Origin of the sequence: Agrobacterium sp. ST15.13.013, assembly GCF_027956525.1 — a bacterium.
GTDB classification, from domain to species: Bacteria; Pseudomonadota; Alphaproteobacteria; order Rhizobiales; family Rhizobiaceae; genus Agrobacterium; species Agrobacterium salinitolerans.
On record NZ_JAQKGP010000005.1, the window covers coordinates 72,061 to 90,988 of the forward strand.

18 protein-coding genes are annotated in these 18,928 nt (G+C 60.2%); 5 read left to right on the forward strand and 13 right to left on the reverse strand.

Annotation, left to right across the window (positions count from 1 at the left end; all coding sequences use genetic code 11):
* Positions 1-63: 63 nt before the first annotated feature.
* Entirely contained in the window at positions 64-807 is a 744-nt protein-coding gene (kduD, locus tag PL597_RS07240) for a 2-dehydro-3-deoxy-D-gluconate 5-dehydrogenase KduD (RefSeq protein ID WP_271364855.1), read from the reverse strand.
* Positions 804-1,628: a 5-dehydro-4-deoxy-D-glucuronate isomerase gene (gene kduI, locus PL597_RS07245; RefSeq protein WP_142913965.1), complete on the reverse strand. Its 825-nt coding sequence runs from the start codon at positions 1,626-1,628 to the stop codon at positions 804-806. The genes kduD and kduI overlap by 4 nt, the downstream gene beginning before the upstream one ends.
* 139 nt (positions 1,629-1,767) lie before the next feature.
* On the opposite strand from kduI, the gene PL597_RS07250 reads away from it, so the two are divergent.
* The 3 genes from PL597_RS07250 (at position 1,768) to PL597_RS07260 (ending at position 3,772) form a co-directional block, all read left to right on the forward strand.
* On the forward strand, positions 1,768-2,565 hold the full coding sequence (locus PL597_RS07250) for an NAD-dependent epimerase/dehydratase family protein (RefSeq protein ID WP_269824081.1): 798 nt from the start codon (positions 1,768-1,770) through the stop codon (positions 2,563-2,565).
* A 109-nt stretch (positions 2,566-2,674) separates the two neighbouring features.
* Positions 2,675-3,412 (forward strand): FadR/GntR family transcriptional regulator, encoded by a 738-nt coding sequence (locus PL597_RS07255; protein ID WP_269824082.1) that lies wholly within the window; start codon positions 2,675-2,677, stop codon positions 3,410-3,412.
* A 42-nt stretch (positions 3,413-3,454) separates the two neighbouring features.
* A complete protein-coding gene (locus PL597_RS07260) occupies positions 3,455-3,772 on the forward strand; it encodes a cupin domain-containing protein (RefSeq protein WP_003522691.1) in 318 nt (105 codons plus the stop codon).
* 8 nt (positions 3,773-3,780) lie between these two features.
* On the opposite strand, the gene PL597_RS07265 is transcribed toward PL597_RS07260, so the two are convergent.
* From PL597_RS07265 to PL597_RS07290, 6 genes are all read right to left on the reverse strand, one after another.
* The gene (locus PL597_RS07265) at positions 3,781-5,013 is read right to left on the reverse strand and encodes a M24 family metallopeptidase (RefSeq protein WP_271364856.1); all 1,233 of its coding nucleotides are present in this window, start codon (positions 5,011-5,013) and stop codon (positions 3,781-3,783) included.
* Between the two features lie 279 nt (positions 5,014-5,292).
* Positions 5,293-7,296, reverse strand: a complete 2,004-nt coding sequence (locus PL597_RS07270) for an aldo/keto reductase (RefSeq protein ID WP_269824084.1) — start codon at positions 7,294-7,296, stop codon at positions 5,293-5,295.
* A 45-nt stretch (positions 7,297-7,341) separates the two neighbouring features.
* Positions 7,342-8,427 (reverse strand): ABC transporter ATP-binding protein, encoded by a 1,086-nt coding sequence (locus PL597_RS07275; protein ID WP_271364857.1) that lies wholly within the window; start codon positions 8,425-8,427, stop codon positions 7,342-7,344.
* Positions 8,428-8,438: 11 nt separating this feature from the next.
* Positions 8,439-9,275, reverse strand: coding sequence for a carbohydrate ABC transporter permease (locus tag PL597_RS07280; protein WP_271364858.1), 837 nt, complete (start codon positions 9,273-9,275; stop codon positions 8,439-8,441).
* The gene (locus PL597_RS07285; RefSeq protein WP_065656190.1) at positions 9,272-10,132 is read right to left on the reverse strand and encodes a carbohydrate ABC transporter permease; all 861 of its coding nucleotides are present in this window, start codon (positions 10,130-10,132) and stop codon (positions 9,272-9,274) included. Before PL597_RS07285 ends, PL597_RS07280 begins: the two co-directional genes overlap by 4 nt.
* Positions 10,133-10,387: 255 nt before the next feature.
* Complete coding sequence (locus PL597_RS07290; RefSeq protein WP_142913973.1) at positions 10,388-11,659, reverse strand: ABC transporter substrate-binding protein; 1,272 nt, start codon at positions 11,657-11,659, stop codon at positions 10,388-10,390.
* Between the two features lie 92 nt (positions 11,660-11,751).
* On the opposite strand from PL597_RS07290, the gene PL597_RS07295 reads away from it, so the two are divergent.
* Positions 11,752-12,642: a helix-turn-helix domain-containing protein gene (locus PL597_RS07295; protein WP_271364859.1), complete on the forward strand. Its 891-nt coding sequence runs from the start codon at positions 11,752-11,754 to the stop codon at positions 12,640-12,642.
* Here the strand turns inward: PL597_RS07295 and PL597_RS07300 are convergent.
* Positions 12,639-13,484 (reverse strand): AraC family transcriptional regulator, encoded by an 846-nt coding sequence (locus PL597_RS07300; protein ID WP_142913975.1) that lies wholly within the window; start codon positions 13,482-13,484, stop codon positions 12,639-12,641. The two genes, PL597_RS07295 and PL597_RS07300, sit on opposite strands and share 4 nt — an antisense overlap.
* A gap of 124 nt (positions 13,485-13,608) precedes the next feature.
* Between PL597_RS07300 and PL597_RS07305 the strand changes: the two genes are divergently transcribed.
* A complete protein-coding gene (locus tag PL597_RS07305; protein ID WP_077984224.1) occupies positions 13,609-14,805 on the forward strand; it encodes an MFS transporter in 1,197 nt (398 codons plus the stop codon).
* A gap of 47 nt (positions 14,806-14,852) precedes the next feature.
* Here PL597_RS07305 and PL597_RS07310 read toward each other — a convergent pair whose 3' ends face one another.
* The 4 genes from PL597_RS07310 to PL597_RS07325 form a co-directional block, all read right to left on the reverse strand.
* Positions 14,853-15,866: a LacI family DNA-binding transcriptional regulator gene (locus tag PL597_RS07310; protein ID WP_271364915.1), complete on the reverse strand. Its 1,014-nt coding sequence runs from the start codon at positions 15,864-15,866 to the stop codon at positions 14,853-14,855.
* A 171-nt stretch (positions 15,867-16,037) separates the two neighbouring features.
* Complete coding sequence (locus tag PL597_RS07315) at positions 16,038-17,114, reverse strand: ABC transporter ATP-binding protein (RefSeq protein WP_271364860.1); 1,077 nt, start codon at positions 17,112-17,114, stop codon at positions 16,038-16,040.
* 4 nt (positions 17,115-17,118) lie between these two features.
* Positions 17,119-17,949, reverse strand: coding sequence for a carbohydrate ABC transporter permease (locus PL597_RS07320; RefSeq protein ID WP_003499970.1), 831 nt, complete (start codon positions 17,947-17,949; stop codon positions 17,119-17,121).
* A gap of 3 nt (positions 17,950-17,952) precedes the next feature.
* Positions 17,953-18,897 (reverse strand): carbohydrate ABC transporter permease, encoded by a 945-nt coding sequence (locus PL597_RS07325; protein WP_269824091.1) that lies wholly within the window; start codon positions 18,895-18,897, stop codon positions 17,953-17,955.
* Positions 18,898-18,928 lie beyond the last annotated feature (31 nt).

Sequence of the window (18,928 nt, forward strand, 5' to 3'; positions counted from 1 at the left end):
ACCATATATTTGTCAACAATTCATCATACAAGTTATATGATGAATTTTGGAAACTGGCGCGGATCAGCGCGCCAGCCAGCCACCATCGACATTCAGAATGGCGCCATGCACATAGTCCGCCGCCGCAGATGAAAGAAAAACCGCGGCCCCGGCGATGTCTTCCGAGCGCCCCCAGCGGGCGGCCGGGATGCGCTCGAGAATGGCCTTGTTACGGGCCGCATCGGCGCGTAGCGCCTCGGTATTGTTGGTTTCGATATAACCGGGCGCAATGGCATTCACATTGATGCCCTTGGCGGCCCATTCATTCGCCAGGAGTTTGGTTAGGCCGGCGACACCATGTTTCGCCGCCGTATAGGACGGCACGCGAATACCGCCCTGAAAGGAAAGGAGCGAAGCGATATTGACCACCTTGCCGGACCGGCCTTTCGCCAGCAGCTCTTTTGCAAAAGCCTGGGTGGTGAAAAACAGCGCCTTGAGATTGACGTCCATCACCTCGTCCCAGTCGAGTTCGGAGAACTCGACTGAATCGGCACGGCGGATGATACCGGCATTGTTGACGAGAATATCGAAACCGGCGCCGGCAAAACTGTCCTTCGCCGCCAGCGGATCGGCAAAATCGATGGACAATGCGCTGGCCTTGCCGCCGTCACTGGCGATCATCTCCATTGTTTCATCCGGCGCGCGGCGGGCGGCGCAGACCACCTCCGCACCGGCCGCGGCGAGCCCAACCGCAATCGCCTGGCCAAGCCCCGTATTCGCGCCGGTGACGAGCGCCTTACGCCCCTGAAGCGAAAAGGGATTCTTCATTTCAGGTCTCCCGGCTGAATGAAGTCCATGTCGGTGTAATCGACATTGTCGCCCGCCATGGCCCAGATGAAGGTGTAAGAACCGATGCCGGCGCCGGAATGGATGGACCAGGGCGGGGAAATCGCGCCCTCTTCATTCGAAATGAACAGATGCCGGGTCTCCTGCGGCTCACCCATCAGATGCAGCACGCGGGACTTCTCATCCATGCCGAAATAGAGATAGGCCTCCATGCGGCGGTCATGAATATGCGAGGGAACGGTGTTCCAGACGGAACCGTCCTCCAGCGTCGTATAACCCAGCACCAGCTGGCAGCTTTCCATGACCAGCGGATGGATGAACTGGTTGATGGTGCGCTTGTTGGAGGTTTCGGTCGCGCCGAGCTTGACCTCTTTGCTGCTGGCCAGCGTCACGAGCTTCGCCGGCAGGCTGCGATGCGCCGGGCAGGAGGTGATGTAGAATCGCCCTGCCCCGTCAAAGGTCACCGCGCCGCTGCCTGCACCGAGATAAAGCACGTCACCGCGATTGAGGGTGTAGGTCTCGCCGCCGGCGCTGACCGTTCCGGTCTCGCCGATATTGACGATGCCCATCTCGCGCCGGTCGAGGAAGGACGGTGTTTTGGTTTCTTCCACCTTGTCCAGCGTCAGCGGCGCACCGTTCGGCACAGCACCGCCCATCACGAAGCGGTCATAATGGGTATAGATCAGCCTGATTTCGCCGGAACGGAACATGTCGTTGGCGAGGAAATGCCGACGGAGCCCTTCGGTATCCAGCGTTTTTGCATATTCCGGGTTCACGGCCTGCCTTGTTTCAACGGTCAACATCAAACTCATCCCTCATGATTGTTGCGTATAGCACATAATATATGTTATCCGCTTTTTGTACGATCTGTATGACAAGGTCAAGGGGTGAAGCCATATCTCGACCGCATCGGAGACGTGCAAGCGCTAAGGGAGACTGGCAATGAAACGGCTTCTTGTTACCGGTGCGGCAGGCCAACTCGGTCGCATGATGCGTCAACGTCTCGCGCCAATGGCGGAGATTTTGCGTCTTGCCGATCTCGCCCCGCTCGATCCGGCTGGGCCTAACGAGGAATGTGTGCAATGCGACCTGGCCGATGCGGCAGCCGTCGACGCTATGGTGGCCGACTGCGACGGCATCGTGCATCTGGGCGGCATCTCCGTGGAAAAGCCCTTCGAGCAGATTCTCCAGGGCAATATCATCGGGCTGTATAATCTCTATGAGGCCGCCCGCGCCCACGGCCAGCCGCGCATCATCTTCGCCAGTTCGAACCATACGATCGGTTATTACCCGCAGACGGAGAGGCTTGGACCGGATGTTCCCTTCCGCCCGGATGGGCTTTACGGCGTCTCCAAATGTTTCGGCGAGAGCCTTGCCCGCATGTATTTCGAGAAATTCGGCCAGGAGACCGCGCTTGTCCGCATCGGCTCCTGCACGCCGGAACCCCTTAATTACCGCATGCTGTCCACCTGGTTTTCGCATGACGATTTCGTCTCGCTGATCGAGGCGGCGTTCCGCGCACCCGTGCTCGGCTGCCCCATCGTCTGGGGGGCGTCGGCCAACGATGCGAGCTGGTGGGACAATTCGCATCTCGGCTTTATTGGATGGAAACCGAAGGACAATGCCGAGGCCTTCCGCCGGAAGATTGCCGAAACGACGCCGCAGCCGGACGCGCGCGACCCGATTGTCCGCTTTCAGGGTGGCGTGTTTGTCGACAACCCGATCTTCAAGGAGACGTGAAATGTCGCACGGACGTTTCCCGCTAAAACGGCGGGATTGCATGCCAGGCCGCGAATGACGTATCGAGGAACGGTGCACGCAACCGACATTTTTTAGAACGGCGACCAAGATGACAAAAGCGACAAGCTCCGAACCGACACCTCCACAAGGCAGAACGCTTGTGGTGAAGGTTTCGGAGGAACTCCGCAGCCAGATCGCCAAGGGCCGTTACAAGACGGGCGAACGTCTGCCCTCCGAAGCGCAGATGACGCAGGAATTCGGTGTCAGCCGTACCGTGGTGCGCGAGGCGGTTGCCTCGCTGCGCTCCGACGGTCTGGTCGAGCCGCGTCAGGGCGCCGGCGTCTTCGTGCTGGAGCCCGCCCCCGTGGAGCGGCGGCCGTTCCACAATGTCGATCTTGCGCGCGTCTCCTCGCTGATCGAAATGCTGGAATTGCGCACCGCCGTCGAAGGTGACGCCGCCGGTCTTGCCGCCATTCGCCGCTCGCCGGCGCAGGAGGAAAAGATCATCGAGGCCTTCGATGCCTTCCGCGCCAGCGCCACCAGGGGCGTGCCGACGGCGGAAGCCGATTTCGCCTTCCATCTCGCCATTGCCGAAGCGACCAACAATCCCCGCTTCAGCGAGTTTTTGCAGGTGCTCGGCCCCACCCTCATTCCGCGCCGCGCCGTGGCCGAAAACGGCGCGGAAACCGTGCTTTCGCCCGCCGATCTCGCCCGACTCGTCGGTGAACACGAAGCGATCCTGATCGCGATACAGGACGGCGACGAAGAGGCGGCGCGCAGCGCCATGCGCAGCCACCTGAAAAGCAGCCAGACGCGTTATCGCTCCATGCTGCGCGCGCCGCGCTGAGATCGCCAGTTAAAACCGCATTGCATAACCGAGGAGAACGATATGCAGCAGCTTCCGACCTTCCCCACCGTTTCCCCCGACGATGGCGTGGAGCGCACCGTGCTTTCCGAAGCGCCGGAATTGATGGTGGTCTCCTTCCGCTTCAAAACCGGCGCCGAAGGCAGGCTGCATAGCCATCCGCATGTGCAATCCACCTATGTCGCCAGCGGCAGCTTCCGCTTTTACCGCGACGGTGAGGCCTATGATCTTCAGAAGGGCGACAGTCTCGTCATTCCCGGCCATATCGAGCATGGCTGCCTGTGTCTGGAAGAGGGCGAGCTGATCGACTGCTTTACCCCGCGCCGCGACGATTTCCTCTGATCCGGCGCTCAGTTCGCCGATAAATCCCGCAGGGTGCGTGGCAGGCTGTTCATGCATTCCGCGCCGGAGGCGGTGACAAGGAACTGGTCCTCGATCATCAGCGCTCCCAGTCCTTCGCCATAAAACGGCGCTTCAACCGCAACGACCATGCCGGGAAGAATGATTTCCGGATTGTCATGGGAAAAGAACGGCCATTCCTCGATGCCCACGCCACCGCCGACGGAATGGCCGAAATGGCCGCGATAATATTCGCTGAAACCATCGCTGCGCATCGAGGCCAGCATGGCGGCGTGCACCGCACCGAATGTGTTGCCGGGACGAAGCGCTTCCAGCCCACGGGCAAAGGCCGCCTCCAACGCGCTGAAAACATCGGCGGCCAGCGGCGAGACCGGCCCCCACGAAAAACTCCGCGCGCCATCCGATGAATAACCGTCGACCAGCGTGCCGACATCGGCCTTGATGAGCGCTCCCGGCGTGACAACCGCCGCCATATCCGACAAAGCGGGTCCGACGGATATGTAATCCCAATGGCCGCTCAGCGAAAACCCGGATTTTACGGCATGGGCATGTGCGCCAGCCTTCCAGGCAGCAGAAAACCCGCCGAGCTCCGCACCTGGCCTGGCGGCAGCGGCCATCGCGACCAGCCCGGCCTCAGCCGCGGCCGCCGCGCGCCGCAGAAGCTCGATCTCACGCTTGGATTTCACGGCGCGCAGACGGCGCAGCACGGGCGATCCGTCAACCCATTCGACATCGGGCAGCGCCTGACACAGCGCCAGAAAATCGGCGGCGGGCATGAATTCTAGGTCTGCGCCAATGCGCGCGCCCGACAGTCCGCGCTCCCGCAGCAGGTCGGCCAGCAGGCCGAAACAGGCGGCGCGGTCGAATGTCTCCGGTCTCGGGCCACCGGAGTTGTTGCGGCGATAGGCGTCGTCCACCTGCGGGACGGTTTCGGCACCGGACAGATCGACCATATCGATCCAGATGCGATGGCAGCGCAGATCGACATCAGGTACCGCCTTCCTGACGAGCGGAGCGGCATGATCGCTGACAACGGCGGCGAGCGTCACCCCGGCATCGGCTGGAACAAGCGCAATCGCTGAACCAGCCCTGCCCCACATGGTCGCCACGCCGGCAGGAGCACCGACGGCATAACGGAAGGCTTCGGGCTGGAACAGCACCAGCGCATCAATGTCCGCCTCCCGCATCAGCTGCTGCGCACGGCTTCGGTCGATATCGCTCATGGGAACCCCGGTGATTATTTGGCGGCAGGTTTGTGAACCTACGCTTTAGCAGTCACCGGGAGAGGAAAGAAGGTGGAAGATGATGTCTCCACCCCAACGGTCGTCAGTTGGAGCGAGCGCATGCAACTTGTTTCTTCTCCCCGCCGGGGAGAAGGTGGCGCGTAGCGCCGGATGAGGGGGCTACGGCAGAGATATTCGGCAACGTTGCCCCCTCATCTGCCCTTTGGGCATCTTCTCCCCGGCGGGGAGAAGAAATATGCCGCGACGCTTCGTGGTCTTTCACGCCTCCAGCCACTTCACCTGCTCGGCTGTCAGCCTGATATCCAGCGCCGAAAGACTGTCCTCCAGCTCCGCAATCGTGCGCGGCCCGATCAACGGAATGACCGGGAAAGGCTGGGCGATGACATAGGCGAGCGCGATATGGATCGGGTGCCGCCCAAGTTCCTGGGCAAGCTCGATCGCCCTGTCCCGGCGAACGAAATTGCGGTCGGAATACCAGACGCGGACGATTTCTTCATCGTCCTGCTTGTCCCGCCCGGCACGCTCGGTGAAGAAACCGCGCCCCTGGCTGGACCAGGCGAAGTTGGGGATCTGACGCTGTTGCAGCCATTCTTTCCACTCGTCATCCGATGCAGCGACGCAGCCCGCCCAGATAGGGTCGAGCATTTCCGCCAGCGAAAAATTGTTGGAAAGCGCGGCCGGCGCCTGCTTGCCGTTCTTCGCAGCATAGGCGGCCGCCTCATCCATACGTTCGCGTGTCCAGTTGGAGCCGCCAAAAATGCCGCGAATGCGCCCGCGCCGGACTTCGGCATCCATGGCGTCGACGAACTCGCCGACCGGAACCTCCAGATTATCGCGATGCATGAAATAGGCATCGACATAATCCGTCTTCAGCCGCGCGAGCGACTGATCGAGCTGCTTTGCGATCATATCAGGATAGCAGAGCGGCGAATGTGCGCCCTTGCCGATCAGCACGATCTCTTCGCGCGGCACGTTGCGGCTGGTGTGCCAGTCGCCGAAAATCGTCTCCGTCCTGCCTGCGCCATAGACATAGGCCGTATCGAAGAGGTTGCCGCCCGCTTCATAGAAGGCATCCAGCGTCAGCGATGCGGAGGCGAAATTGGGGAAGAATTCGAAACCGAGCGCGACCACGGAAGCGGGTTTGGCAAGGCCCGGAATCTGCCGCTTCGGCACTGCGTTTCCGGCCACGACCTTGCCGCCGGCAATATTCGCGACGCGCGACGTTGCTTTTTCAACGCTGTATTCAAGCCCGACGGAAGCCCGCCATTGATCCATGACACGCAGATTGCCGAGGCTGTCCGCCCAGGCCATGCCGGGTACGTCGAATTCCTTTTTGCCATGCCGGATCGCCTCGCCGGCCGCGTCGACCTCGAAGGAATAAAGCCAACGATCCTCCGGCAACTCGATGGTTTCCACCTTGTCGCCCCTGATAATATCGATGCGCCCGGTGCCGCCCTTGTGGCCGGCGGCGAACCAGAAGTCCTTGACCTCGATACGGCCCTCCGAGCCGATGATGCGCAGCACATTGTCCTGCGCCGCCATGATCGAGCACGAAACTTCGGCGACAATGCCGTTTGCGAATTTCAGCACGGCCGAGGCCCATTCATCGACGCCCGACTGGCCAAGATGGGCGACGCCCGCCACCTTTTCCGGTTCGGCGAAGGGTTTTCCGTCCACGGCGCCGGCGATCAGCCGCACCATGGAAACCGGATAACCGCCGACATCGAGAATGCCGCCGCCCGCCGTTTCATTGGCGAAAAGCCGGTGATCGGCCCGGAACGAGCCCATGTTGAAACCGAAGCTGGAGCGGATGATGCGGATATCGCCGATGGCGCGGGCTTTCACGAGTTCCAGCAATTTCGACGTCTGCGGGTGCAGGCGATACATATAGGCTTCGCCGGCGAAAACGCCGGCCTTTTTCGCCTCGTGGAAAATGGCGTCGGCATCATAGGCTGAGAGCGCGATGGGTTTTTCCACCAGCACGTTCTTACCCGCCCGGATCGCCTTGATCGCCCATTCGGCATGGCCGGTGTGGGGTGTGGCGATGTAGACGGCGTCGATATCGGGATCGGCAAGCAGCGCATCGTACCCATGGATCACACGCGCACCGGCAAAGGCCTCGGCAAGGCCGGGCCTGTCCGGATTGCGTGTGGCGATGGCCTCTAACCTGCCGGTTCGGGAATGGGCAATGCCATCGGCAAAAGTTCTGGCGATGGTGCCCGGGCCGATGATGCCCCAGCGGATCGGTTGTTCGGTCGTCATGAAATCCTCGTCCTTCATATCAGTCTTGGGTGCTTGGGAAAGGGTTCAGCGCAGGCGGTCGCCCTTGCTGTCGAAAAGGAAAGCCCTGCGGGCGGAAAGGCCGACAGTCAGTCGGTCGCGATTGCCGACATCGCGCGATTCCGGCCGCTCGATGATGAGCTGCTCGCCGCCTTCGGTCCGGGCATAGACATAGCTGGTATTGCCGAGATGTTCGGCGACATCGACATGAACGGTGAGATCGGCATCGCCCGCGTCCGCATCGGCAAAATGTTCGGGCCGCATGCCGAGCGACACTCTGGCTCCCTCGTTCAAACGGGCCGTGACCGGCAGGCTCAGCCGCACAGTAGGATCGCTGTCGAGGGAGAGCGTGACGCCCTCCGCGCTGCTGCCGACGATGGTGGCGTCGAGAAAATTCATCTTCGGCGAACCGACGAAACCGGCAACGAAACGGTTGGCGGGATCGTCGTAAAGATCGAGCGGCGCGCCGACCTGCTCGATATTGCCCGCCCGCAGCACGACGATCTTGTCGGCAAGCGTCATCGCCTCGGTCTGGTCATGCGTCACATAGATCATCGTGGTGCCAAGCTGCTTGTGCAGCCGCGAGATTTCCACGCGCATCTGCACCCGCAATTCCGCATCGAGGTTCGACAGCGGCTCATCGAACAGGAAGACCTGCGGTTCGCGCACGATGGCGCGGCCGATGGCCACACGTTGGCGCTGGCCGCCGGAAAGCTGTTTCGGGCGTCGCTCCATCAGCTCGTTGATCTGCAGGATTTCCGCGGCGCGTTTGACCCGCTTTTGCGTATCGGCCTTGGGGTTACCGTTCATCCTGAGCCCGAATGAGAGGTTTTCGGCCACCGTCATATGCGGATAAAGCGCATAGGACTGGAACACCATGGCAATGCCGCGATCGGCCGGATCGGCATCGCTGACCGTCTTGCCGCCAATCACGATATCGCCACCGGAAATATCCTCCAGCCCGGCGATCATTCTGAGAAGCGTGGATTTGCCGCAGCCGGAGGGGCCGACGAAAACGACGAATTCCCCGTCTTTCACCTGTAGATTTGCGCCATGGATCACCTCCAGCGCGCCATAACGCTTCACAACGTTTTTGAGCGAAAGTTCCGCCATGCGGCCTCCCCTTACTTGACTGCCCCGGCGGAAATGCCGGCGATGAAGTGGCGCTGCAAAGCCACGAAAACCACGAGGATGGGTGCGGTGAGCAGCACGGCCCCCGCCATGATGCCGCCCCATGACACTTTGGTCAGCCCGATGAGGGTGCCAAGCGCCACGGGTGCGGTCATCATTCCTGGGCGGGAATTGATGAGAAGCGGCCAGAGGTAATTGTTCCACGAGGCCAGGAAGAGAATGATCGACAGTGCCGCCATGGTGGGCCGTGCCAGTGGCAGGGCGATGCGCAGGAAAATCTGCCATTCCTTGACGCCCTCCACCCTTGCCGCATCGAAAAGCTCGGTCGGCATCATCGAGAAGGATTGCCCCATGAACAAAACGCCGAGGGAATTGAACAGCGGCGGCACGATCAGGGCCACCCAGGTGTTGGCCAGCTTGAATTCGCGCGCCACCATGATGAACTGCGGGATAACGACAACGGCAAAAGGCAAGGTAATGGTCCCGAGAATGATGGCGATCACCACCCTGCGTCCGGCAAAGCGGTAACGCGCCAGCGCCCAGCCCGCCATGGAGGTCAGGAACACCGAAAGAACTGTGTAGATGACGGCAACGGTGATCGAGATGAACATGGCCCTGAGGAAATTGGTATCCGCCTGCAGGTTGTTGAAATTCTCGATGAAGTTGGTGGAGGGCGCCAGCACGATATCAGGGCTGAAAATGCCGTAATCCGGCATGGTCGAGAATACGAACATCATCCACAGCGGAAACAGCCAGACGATGGCAAGCGGCGTCAGCGCCGCATGCAGGGCGATCTTCTGCCAGAAAAGCGATCTCGATTTCGATCTCATTTCGGCTCCCTCCCGACCCAGAGATTGAGGAGTGAAATGGCGATAGCAAGCGCCGCCATGGTGTAGGCAATGGCCGAGGCGTAGCCGAAATTGAGCGACGTGAAGCCTTGGCGATAGAGGAACAGCCCCAGCGTTTCCGTGCCGCCGCCCGGCCCGCCCCTGTTAGTGATGAGGAAGGGTTCGGCAAACAGCTGCATGGTGCCGATGACCGACAGCACGACGCAGAACAGGATGATGGGTTTAAGCAACGGCAGGGTGATATAAAAGAACTGCTGCCGCTTGCTGACCTTGTCCAGCGTCGCCGCTTCATAGACATCGCCAGGAATGGATTGCAGACCGGCGAGGATGATGATGGCGTTATACCCCGCCCAACGCCAGGTGACCGCGATGATGACGAGCGCCATGGCCGCATTGGCATTGTCGAACCACGAGACGGGCGAAAGGCCGACGGAGGTGATGAGCTTGTTGATGATGCCGAAATCGGCGCTGAACATCAGCCGGAAAACCGCCGCATAGGCTACCTCGCCGACAACGACAGGTGCAAAGAAGGCAAAACGGTAAAGCGGCCGTGCTTTCAGCAGCGGCGAGTTCAAGAGCACCGCCATGACGGTGGCGAGCGCGATCATGACCGGCACCTGAATGACCAGAATGATCAGCGTATTATAAAGTGCATTATAAAAGGCCGGATCGGAAACGAGCCGCCCCCAGTTCATGGAGGGCGCGAACCGCCATGGGTTGATGCGGGTATTCTGGAACGACAGCATGAACGAGCTGATGATCGGCCAGACCCAGAAGGTGGCGAAAATCAGAAGATAGGGCGCAAGGAACGCATAAGCGATCCTGTTCCTAGACGGCATGACGACCTCCAGAAGCCGGACGATGGCCGGATAAATGGAAAAGCTTTGAGGCCTGCCCCCGTTTGAGGGCGAGACCATTGCAAGGCGGTGCGGCCTATTTCTTCTCCCCGAGGGGGAGAAGGTGGCCCGAAGGGTCGGATGAGGGGGCGAGCTCTCGGTCTATCGCTAACGTCGCCCCCTCATCCCGCTGCCGCGGACTTCTCCCCCTCGGGGAGAAGAAACCCGTGGCACCCGCTCGGCTCCTGAACCACCGGTTTACTCCGCGACCGGCAAACCCGTCGCCGTTTCGATCTGCTTGGCCGCATCATCGAGCGCGGCTTTCGCATCGGGATAGCCGCCGGCGAAATATTTGGTCTGCGTCGCCTTGTAGATCGCATCCGCATCCGACTGGAACGCCGTGCCGCGGCTCGGCACGATCTTCGGCAGTGTGGCGAGAATATCGGTCCAAACCGCTTGGCCGCCCCAATAGGGCTGTTTTTCCTTGACGAAAGGATCGTCGATGGCAGACAGCAGCGAGGGAACGAGGCCGAAGGATTTCAACATCGTCACCTGCCCTTCATTGGTGGTGAGCGCGTAATCGATATATTTCCACGCGGCTTCCTTGTGCTCGGATGTCGAGCTGATCGCCAGCGACGAACCGCCGAGATTGGCGGCATGCGGACCGTCCGGCGTCAGGCTCGGCATCAGATAGACGCCCCATTTGCCGGAGAGATCGGGAGAGCCGGAGCGGATGGTGCCCTCGTACCAGGCGCCATACATCTGGCTTGCGGCCCTGCCGGCGGTATTGGCCTGGATTTTTTCATCCCAGATCGCCGCCGTGATGATGCCGGCGTCTTTCATCTCCTTGACCTTTTCGAGGGTCGCGACACAGGCGGGCTGGTTGATGGTGATAGTCTGGCCATCGGTCGAAAAGTAACCGCATCCCTGCTCGTTGGCGATCATGCGAAACCATTCGCTGTCGCCGTTGAAATCGGCCTGCGCCATGACGGTGCCGGGATTGGCGGCCATGACCTTCTTGCCGGCGGCGATGAAATCGTCCCAGCTCTTGATGGTCGCCGGATCGACGCCTGCTTTTTCATAGAAGTCACGGCGGTAGAACACGGCCACCGGACCGGAATCCCATGGAACCGCATAGGCGACACCGTCAACCTCCAGTTCCGTGCGCTTGAAGTCAGGGAAAAGCGCCTGTTTCTCAGGCGTATAGCCAAGTTCGGTCAGATTGGCGAAACAATCAGGAAAGCGGCTCCAGAACAGTTCGGCCTCAAAATTCTCGATGGTGACGATATCAGGAAGACCATCGCCGCCGGCTGCGCAGGCAGCCAGCGTCTTGTCAAAAACCTGATCGTTTCCAAGGTCTTCAACGACGATCTTGATATCCGGATTCTGCTTGTTGAAGCCTTCCACCGTGGATTTCAGCGCGGAAGCCGCGACGTTCCAGCTCCAGATGGTGACGGTTTCGGTTTGCGCGAAAGCCGGAGCTGCGAGAAGCAGCATGGCCGTAGACGCGCCAAGAAATTTCAAGCACATTGAAAACCTCCCTTTTTCAATTGCCGTTCTTCAGCGAACATGGGCACATTAGCGGCGGCAGGAAATCTGTCTCGTACAAAGGGAATGTCGATTTGGCGAAAAGTAAGGTTGCCGAAAGAGCTTTTTACCAGCCCGGTGCGAGCAGCATCGAAGGTATGCCGACAACGCTTCAGCTGTTCCACAACCACCCGCCCATCATGCTCCGGCCCCACTGGCACGCGCAGGTGGAGGTGAATTACCTGATGTCGGGATCAGTGCATTACCGCATGGGCGATCACGACCTGACGCTCAACGCCGGCCAGATGTGTATCTTCTGGGGTGGCCAGCCGCACCAGATGGACCGTTCTTCCGATGATTCCTTTTACGCGGGTGCGCATCTGCCGCTGGTGCATTTCTTTCGCATGCGCCTGCCGGCCGCCGTCTCCAGCCAGTTGATGGGTGGTGCGACAATGGTGAGCGCCGAGACGGATAGGGCGGATGCGGAAAATTTCGGCCGCTGGTTCCGTTACGTCACCTCGGGCAATCCGGTGAAAGCCCAGCATGCGGTGGAGGAACTGCTGCTAAGGGTCGAGCGGATGTTCCTCGAGCCGTACACCGTCATCTCCTCTGCCCTCAATGGAAAACGCAAACAGGATGACGAGGGCATGGCGCCCTCCATTGGCGTGGTGCGCATGTGCGACTTCATCGCCGCCAATTTTCTCGACGATATCGACGCGACGGAGATTGCCCGCGCCGCGTCGTTGCACCCGAAATATGCAATGAACCTGTTCCGCAAATCGACGGGCATGACGCTAATCAAATATCTCACCCTGCTCCGGCTTTCCCGCGCACAGGCGATGCTGATGACGGGCAAGGACAATATTCTGCAAATCGCCATGGAAAGCGGTTTCGGCTCGGTCAGCGCCTTCAACAAGGCCTTTCGCCAGATATCAGGCATGTCGCCTTCCGATTTCCGCCGCGACATGCGGGCGACGGCGGCTTAATCTTCACTATCGGCGAAAGCGGCGCTGCGCTGCCGCGCCGCCTGACGGTAAGCGCGCGGCGAACTGCCGAGCATCCGCCGGAACATGGTGGTGAAAGCCGGGATGTTTTCATAACCCGCATCCAGCGCCACATTGGTCACCGCTTCGCCCGCCGCCAATCTCGGCAATGAGGCAAAGATGCAGGCCTGCTGGCGCCAGGTAACGAAGCTCACCCCCATCTCCCGACGAAAAAGGCGTGTGAAGGAGCGGCGGCTGATGCCCATTGCCGCGGCCCAGTCGTCGATCTCCACCCGCGCCACCGGCTTTTTAAGGAAGTCACGGCAAAGCGCAGCCAGCCGCTGATTGTCCGGAAAAGGCAAGCCCAAAGGGCGTTCCGGCAGGCGATTCACCTCATCCAGCAAAAGGGCGCGCACCAGGCCCTGCCGGTGAAAGGCCGACGGCTGGTGCTCTTCGGCCAACAATTCGGAAATAAGGCTCGAGGCCAGATCGGTTACTTCCACGACCTTTGGAGACATTGCCTGGAAGAGATCGGGATGGACGTAGATCGAGTGCATCTCGACCGTGGATATGACTTCGGCCTCATGTTGCAGGCCTGCGGGAATGAGCAGCCCGTGACCGGGCGGTATCATCCAGCGCCCGTCCGCCGTGCTGACGAGCACCACACCCCGGCGCGCGCACCAAATCTGCACACGGCTATGGTTATGGGGCGGCGTGCGATGCCCGGTCGGATAAACCCGATGAAGCGCCAGTACCGGCTCGTTGGTGCCGTCAATCAATTTCAGGCTACGCTCATGCTCTTCAAGCGTTACGCCCACGAACTGCGCAGATTTGATTTTAGCCATTTGGCCCACTCACAAAGAAAATCGTCCAGAACACAAATGCAGGCCAGAAACAATATGAATAAAAGCGGGAAGAAATAAAGACGTGTTTCCCGTTGTTTGAGCGGGAATCTGAAGAGGATTTACCATGGCAACCGTCACCAGCACCGGGTTCAACCCGCAACGCACGGCGTTTTCAATAATCGCAGCCGCCAGCTTCTGCCATATGCTGAACGACATCATGCAATCGCTGCTGACGTCGCTTTACCCGTTGCTGAAAGCCAATTACGCGCTTGATTTCGTACAGATCGGCCTGCTCACCTTCGCCTTTCAGGTCACTGCATCGCTGCTGCAGCCGGTCGTCGGCATGGTGACGGATCGCTGGCCGATGCCGTTTTCCCTGCCCGTCGCCATGCTGTCCACCTGCGCCGGCCTCATCACACTCGCCTTCGCCCATAGTTTCGAGGTTCTGGTGATCGGAGCCTGCCTCATCGGCATCGGCTCGGCGATCTTCCATCCGGAAGCATCCCGCGTTGCGCGCCTCGCATCCGGCGGCCGACACGGTCTGGCGCAATCATTCTTCCAGGTGGGCGGCAATACCGGCACGGCCATCGGCCCGCTGCTCGCCGCTTTCATCGTCATCCCGCTCGGCCAGTCGAGCCTGAGCTGGTTCTCGCTGATCGCGCTCCTCGGCTTCGGCGTGCTTTCCTGGGTCGGCGTCTGGTACACCCGCCACCGCCGCGCAACCGTCGGCAAGGCCGCGGCCAGCCGCGCCCTGCCCCTCTCGCGCGGCACGGTGATGATGACGCTACTGGTGCTGGTGGTTCTCACCGCCACCAAGAATGCTTATCTCGCCAGCCTGTCCAGCTACTTCACCTTCTATACAATCGACAAGTTCGGCCTTGGCGTACAGGACGCGCAGGTTCTGCTGTTCCTTTTCCTCGGGGCTTCGGCACTCGGTGTGTTCTTCGGCGGCCCGATCGGCGACCGTTTCGGCTCCCGCGTCGTCATCTGGTTCTCGATCCTCGGCGTCATTCCCTTCGCGCTCATGCTGCCCTATGCCAACCTGTTCTGGACGGCGGTTCTGGTGGTTGTCATCGGCTTCGTCTTCTCCTCCGCTTTCTCGGCCATCGTCGTGTTCGCGCAGGAACTGGTGCCGGGCCGCGTCGGCCTCATCGCCGGCATGTTCTTCGGTTTCGCCTTCGGTTTCGGCGGCATCGGGGCTGCGGTTCTGGGCGTCTATGCGGATAAGGAAGGCATCGAATTCGTCTACCGCATCTGCTCCTACATGCCGCTGCTCGGCCTTCTGACAGTGTTCCTGCCGAAACTGCCGAGCCACCGCTAGGACCGGCCAATAGCGGCGGTCATTTCAAACCTGACCGCCGCCCCGCATCAGGCCGATTTTCGCAACATGAGGTCAGCACTGAGGAGAATGCGATCACGAATGCGGGTCGACTGACCCGCCTCCTCGTTCAGCTTCTGAAAAAGAAGCTCGATAGACAGCCTGCCGATCTCGTTATAATTCTGCGCCACGGTCGTAATCGGCGGGTTGGCGTAACGCGACAGCGGATGATCGTCATGACCGGCAACCCGCAGATCATACCCGGTGCCATGGCCGACCTTCATGCCCTTCTGCGAGGCAGCCGAGATGACGCCGAAAGCGATCCGATCATTGGCGCACAGGATGGTTCGGGAGGGCAGATCTCCCATTCGTTCGAAAAGCCGGCTCGCCTCATCGAACGCAAACCGCTCGAAATCCCATCGCGCGGGCTTCGCGACATCCAGGCACAAGGGTTCGCGGCCGAGACGCCGCATAGCCTCCTCATAGGCTATACGGCGCGTCGAGGAGTTGTTGTTGACCTGCGGCATATCGAAATAGCTGGGCGGCTCACCCGAGCGGCAGAGATAATCAACGATCAGGTCAACGCTCTGCCTGTTATCCGTGCCGACAAAGGCCGACATCTCGTCCAGCGGCGAGTCGACATAGACGATGGGTATGGTAGCGGCGAGCTGTTCTAGCGTCGAGAAGTGCGATGTAACACCCAGCGGCGCGATGATCGCGCCCGCGATGTTCATGGACTTGAAAGTACGGATGGCACGGTCTTCGATTTCCGGCTTTCCATCCGAAGACAGCACGAAGGCAAGAAAACCAGCGTCGTTGGCAATCGATTCGATACGGTTCGTCAGGGCCATGTAGAAAGGGTCGGCATAATTCGGAATGACAATGCCAATAATATTGCTGCGACGGCGGTTGAGATTGACGGCAAACATATTCGGCCGGAAGCCGGATTTTCTAAGCGCCTCCTCTATTGTGTCCCGCGTCTTCTTACGCACCGAGGACGGGTCATTGAAGTATTTGGATACCGTCGGGCGAGAGAACCCGACGAACTCCGAAAATTCCTCCATCGTCCTGATAGACTTGGCCACAATGTTACCCCCAATGAAAGAATCATGGGTAGATTACATCGCTCTTTCCTGTCGCGAAAGACCGATCATATGCGCCTCCCGGAAGCCAAAACATCAGAGCGTACAAACTATACATTCTTTCTCATAACATAAGTAGAATAGCTTCAAGTATCAGGTTCCATCGATCCGGGCACCGCTCCTGTCGAAGACATGCAGCCGCTCCTGCGGGAAACCGACCCGAAGGGATTTGCCCGGCTGCAACAGCGCCCGGTCTGACGAAAACAGCTTGAACGGCAATCCGTGCACGGTGAGATGCAAGATGACACCGAGGCCGGTCGGCTCGACCAGATCGACCGTCGCTTCAACATCACCCTCGGCCGGCGCAACGGTGACATGTTCCGGACGGATGCCGAGCGTGACCGGCTCGCCATCGGCCAGCTTCACATCCCGGCCAAGCTCAAGGCGCGTGCCGTCACTCAGCACGACGAAACTACCGCCATTCACCCGTCCGATCCGGCCTTCGAGGAAATTCATGCCCGGTGAGCCGATAAAGCCGGCAACGAAGAGATTGGCGGGACGGTCATAGAGATCGAGCGGCGCCCCGATCTGCTGCACATGGCCGGCATTCATGGCGACGATACGGGATGCGAGCGTCATGGCCTCGATCTGGTCATGGGTAACGTAAACCGAGGTGGCACCGAGATCGGCATGCATGCGTTTGATTTCGGCGCGCATCTGCTCGCGCAGCCGCGCATCGAGGTTGGACAGCGGTTCATCGAACAGAAAGGCCTTGGGCTGGCGCACGATGGCGCGGCCCATGGCGACACGCTGGCGTTGGCCGCCGGAGAGCGCCTTCGGGCGGCGGGCGAGATAGGGATCGAGGCCGAGTTTCGCGGAAGCACCGGCCACCGCCGCCGCGATGGTTTCTTTCGGGCTGCGACGCAGGCGAAGGCTATAGCTCATATTGTCGGCAACGCTCATATGCGGATAGAGCGCGTAGGATTGAAACACCATGGCGATATCCCGGTCCTTCGGCCGGCGATCATTGACGCGCTCACCGTCGATGGACAGGTCGCCGGACGTTATCTCCTCAAGTCCCGCTATCATGCGCAGCAACGTCGATTTTCCGCACCCGGATGGGCCGACGAGAACGATGAACTCGCCATCACCAATATCAAGATCGACGCCATGCAGCACGGCGAGGTCGCCATAGGTCTTGCCGACATTCTTCAGCTCGATGGAAGCCATGGGATTATCCTTTCACCGCGCCGGCCGTCAGGCCCTGCACGAGATAACGTTGAATAAGCAGGAAGAAGAGGCAGGCCGGAATGAGCGCCAGAACGCCCGCCGCCATCATCTGCCCGAAATCGACGGAGAATTTAGACACGAAGGTCAGAAGGCCAACCGGGAAAGTGGCGCTCTGGTTGCCGGAAATCAGCATCAGCGCAAACAGCAGCTCGCTCCATGCGGCGGTGAAGACGAAGCCGAGCGTTGCGGCAATGCCCGGCAGCGTCAGCGGCAGAATGATCTGGCGGAAGGCCGTAAACCGGCTCGCCCCGTCGATCATTGCGGCCTCTTCCAGATCCTTTGGAATGCCGTCGAAAAAAGACTGCATGAGGAAGGTGGCGAAAGGCACGTTGAAGGCGGTGTAGACGATGACGAGACCCGTCAGGCTGTTGGTGAGGCCGAGCGGCGACAGCATCTTGAAGATCGGCGCGACCAGCATCACCAGCGGGAACATCTGGGTGATCAGCATCAGGGCGACGATCCAGTATTTGCCCTTGAAACGGAAGCGTGACAACGCGTAACCCGAAAGTGACGAGAGTACCGTTACGGCAAGCGCCGTGGAGCCAGCGACGATGACGCTGTTCTTAAAAAATGTCGGGAAGGCGCTGTTTTCTATGACGAAACGATAATGGTCCCATGTCGCCCGCGACGGCCACATTCGCACACCTTCGCTGTAGAGCAGGTCATTCGGTGTGACGGAGACCTTAAGCAGCCAGAACAGCGGGAACAGCGCAAAAGCGATATAGGCGAGGATCGCCAGACGATGGGCAAGGGTGAGAAATATCCTTGATGTCATCGGTCAATCCTTCTCGATCAGGCGCTGGCGCAGCAGCACGATCACCATGGAATAGGCAAGCAGCAACACCAGCAGCACCAGCGCAATGGCCGAGGCATAACCGAAATCCAGACGCCTAAAGGCCTGGGTGAAGATGTAGCTGGCGACGATCTGCGTGCGGTCGGCCGGTCCGCCATTGGTCATGACGATGATGAGATCGGCGAAATTGGCAATCCAGACGGTGCGCAGCAGGATGGTGATGGCGATGGTGGGGGCGAGAAACGGCAGGGTGATCGAGGTGAAACGCTGAAGCGGATTCGCCCCGTCGATTTCCGCAGCCTCGTAGAGATCGCGCGGAATCGCCTGCAATGCGGCAAGCAAAGTGATGGCGAAGAAGGGAATGCCCCACCAGACATTGGCAATGATCGGCCCCCACATGGCGAGATGCGGATCGGCGAGAATATTGTTAGGTGCGGATAAAAGCCCGAGCGACACCATCCAGTGCGGCAGCGGCCCGATGACCGGGTTGAACAGCCATGCCCAGTTGAGACCGGCGAGAAAGGTCGGCACGGCCCATGGCAGAAACACCAGCGCCTGAGCGAGCCCCCTGCCTGCGAAAGGCTTATCCAGCAGCAGTGCCAGAATGAGGCCGAAGAAGAATTGCAGGAAAACCGAAGCGCCTGTCCACCAGAGCGTGTTTTTCAGCGCCCGGTAAAAGGCCGCATCCTGCGACAGAGCCTCCAGATGTTTCAGGCCAACGAAACCGCCGGAGAACGGGTTGAGCAGCTGCACGTCGCGAAACGCATAGGAGAGGCCGAGCACCAGCGGCACCAGCATGACGGCGACGATGAGCACCAGAACGGGCGCGCTGTAGAGCCATGGTTCGGCCCAATCAGCAAACCGCCGCATTGCGGGCTTGCCAGCCGGTTTGCGCGCAGCCACCGGCCCGGCGCCATGGGCATAGGACATTGTATCGCTCCCTGATCGGACGACGGAACGG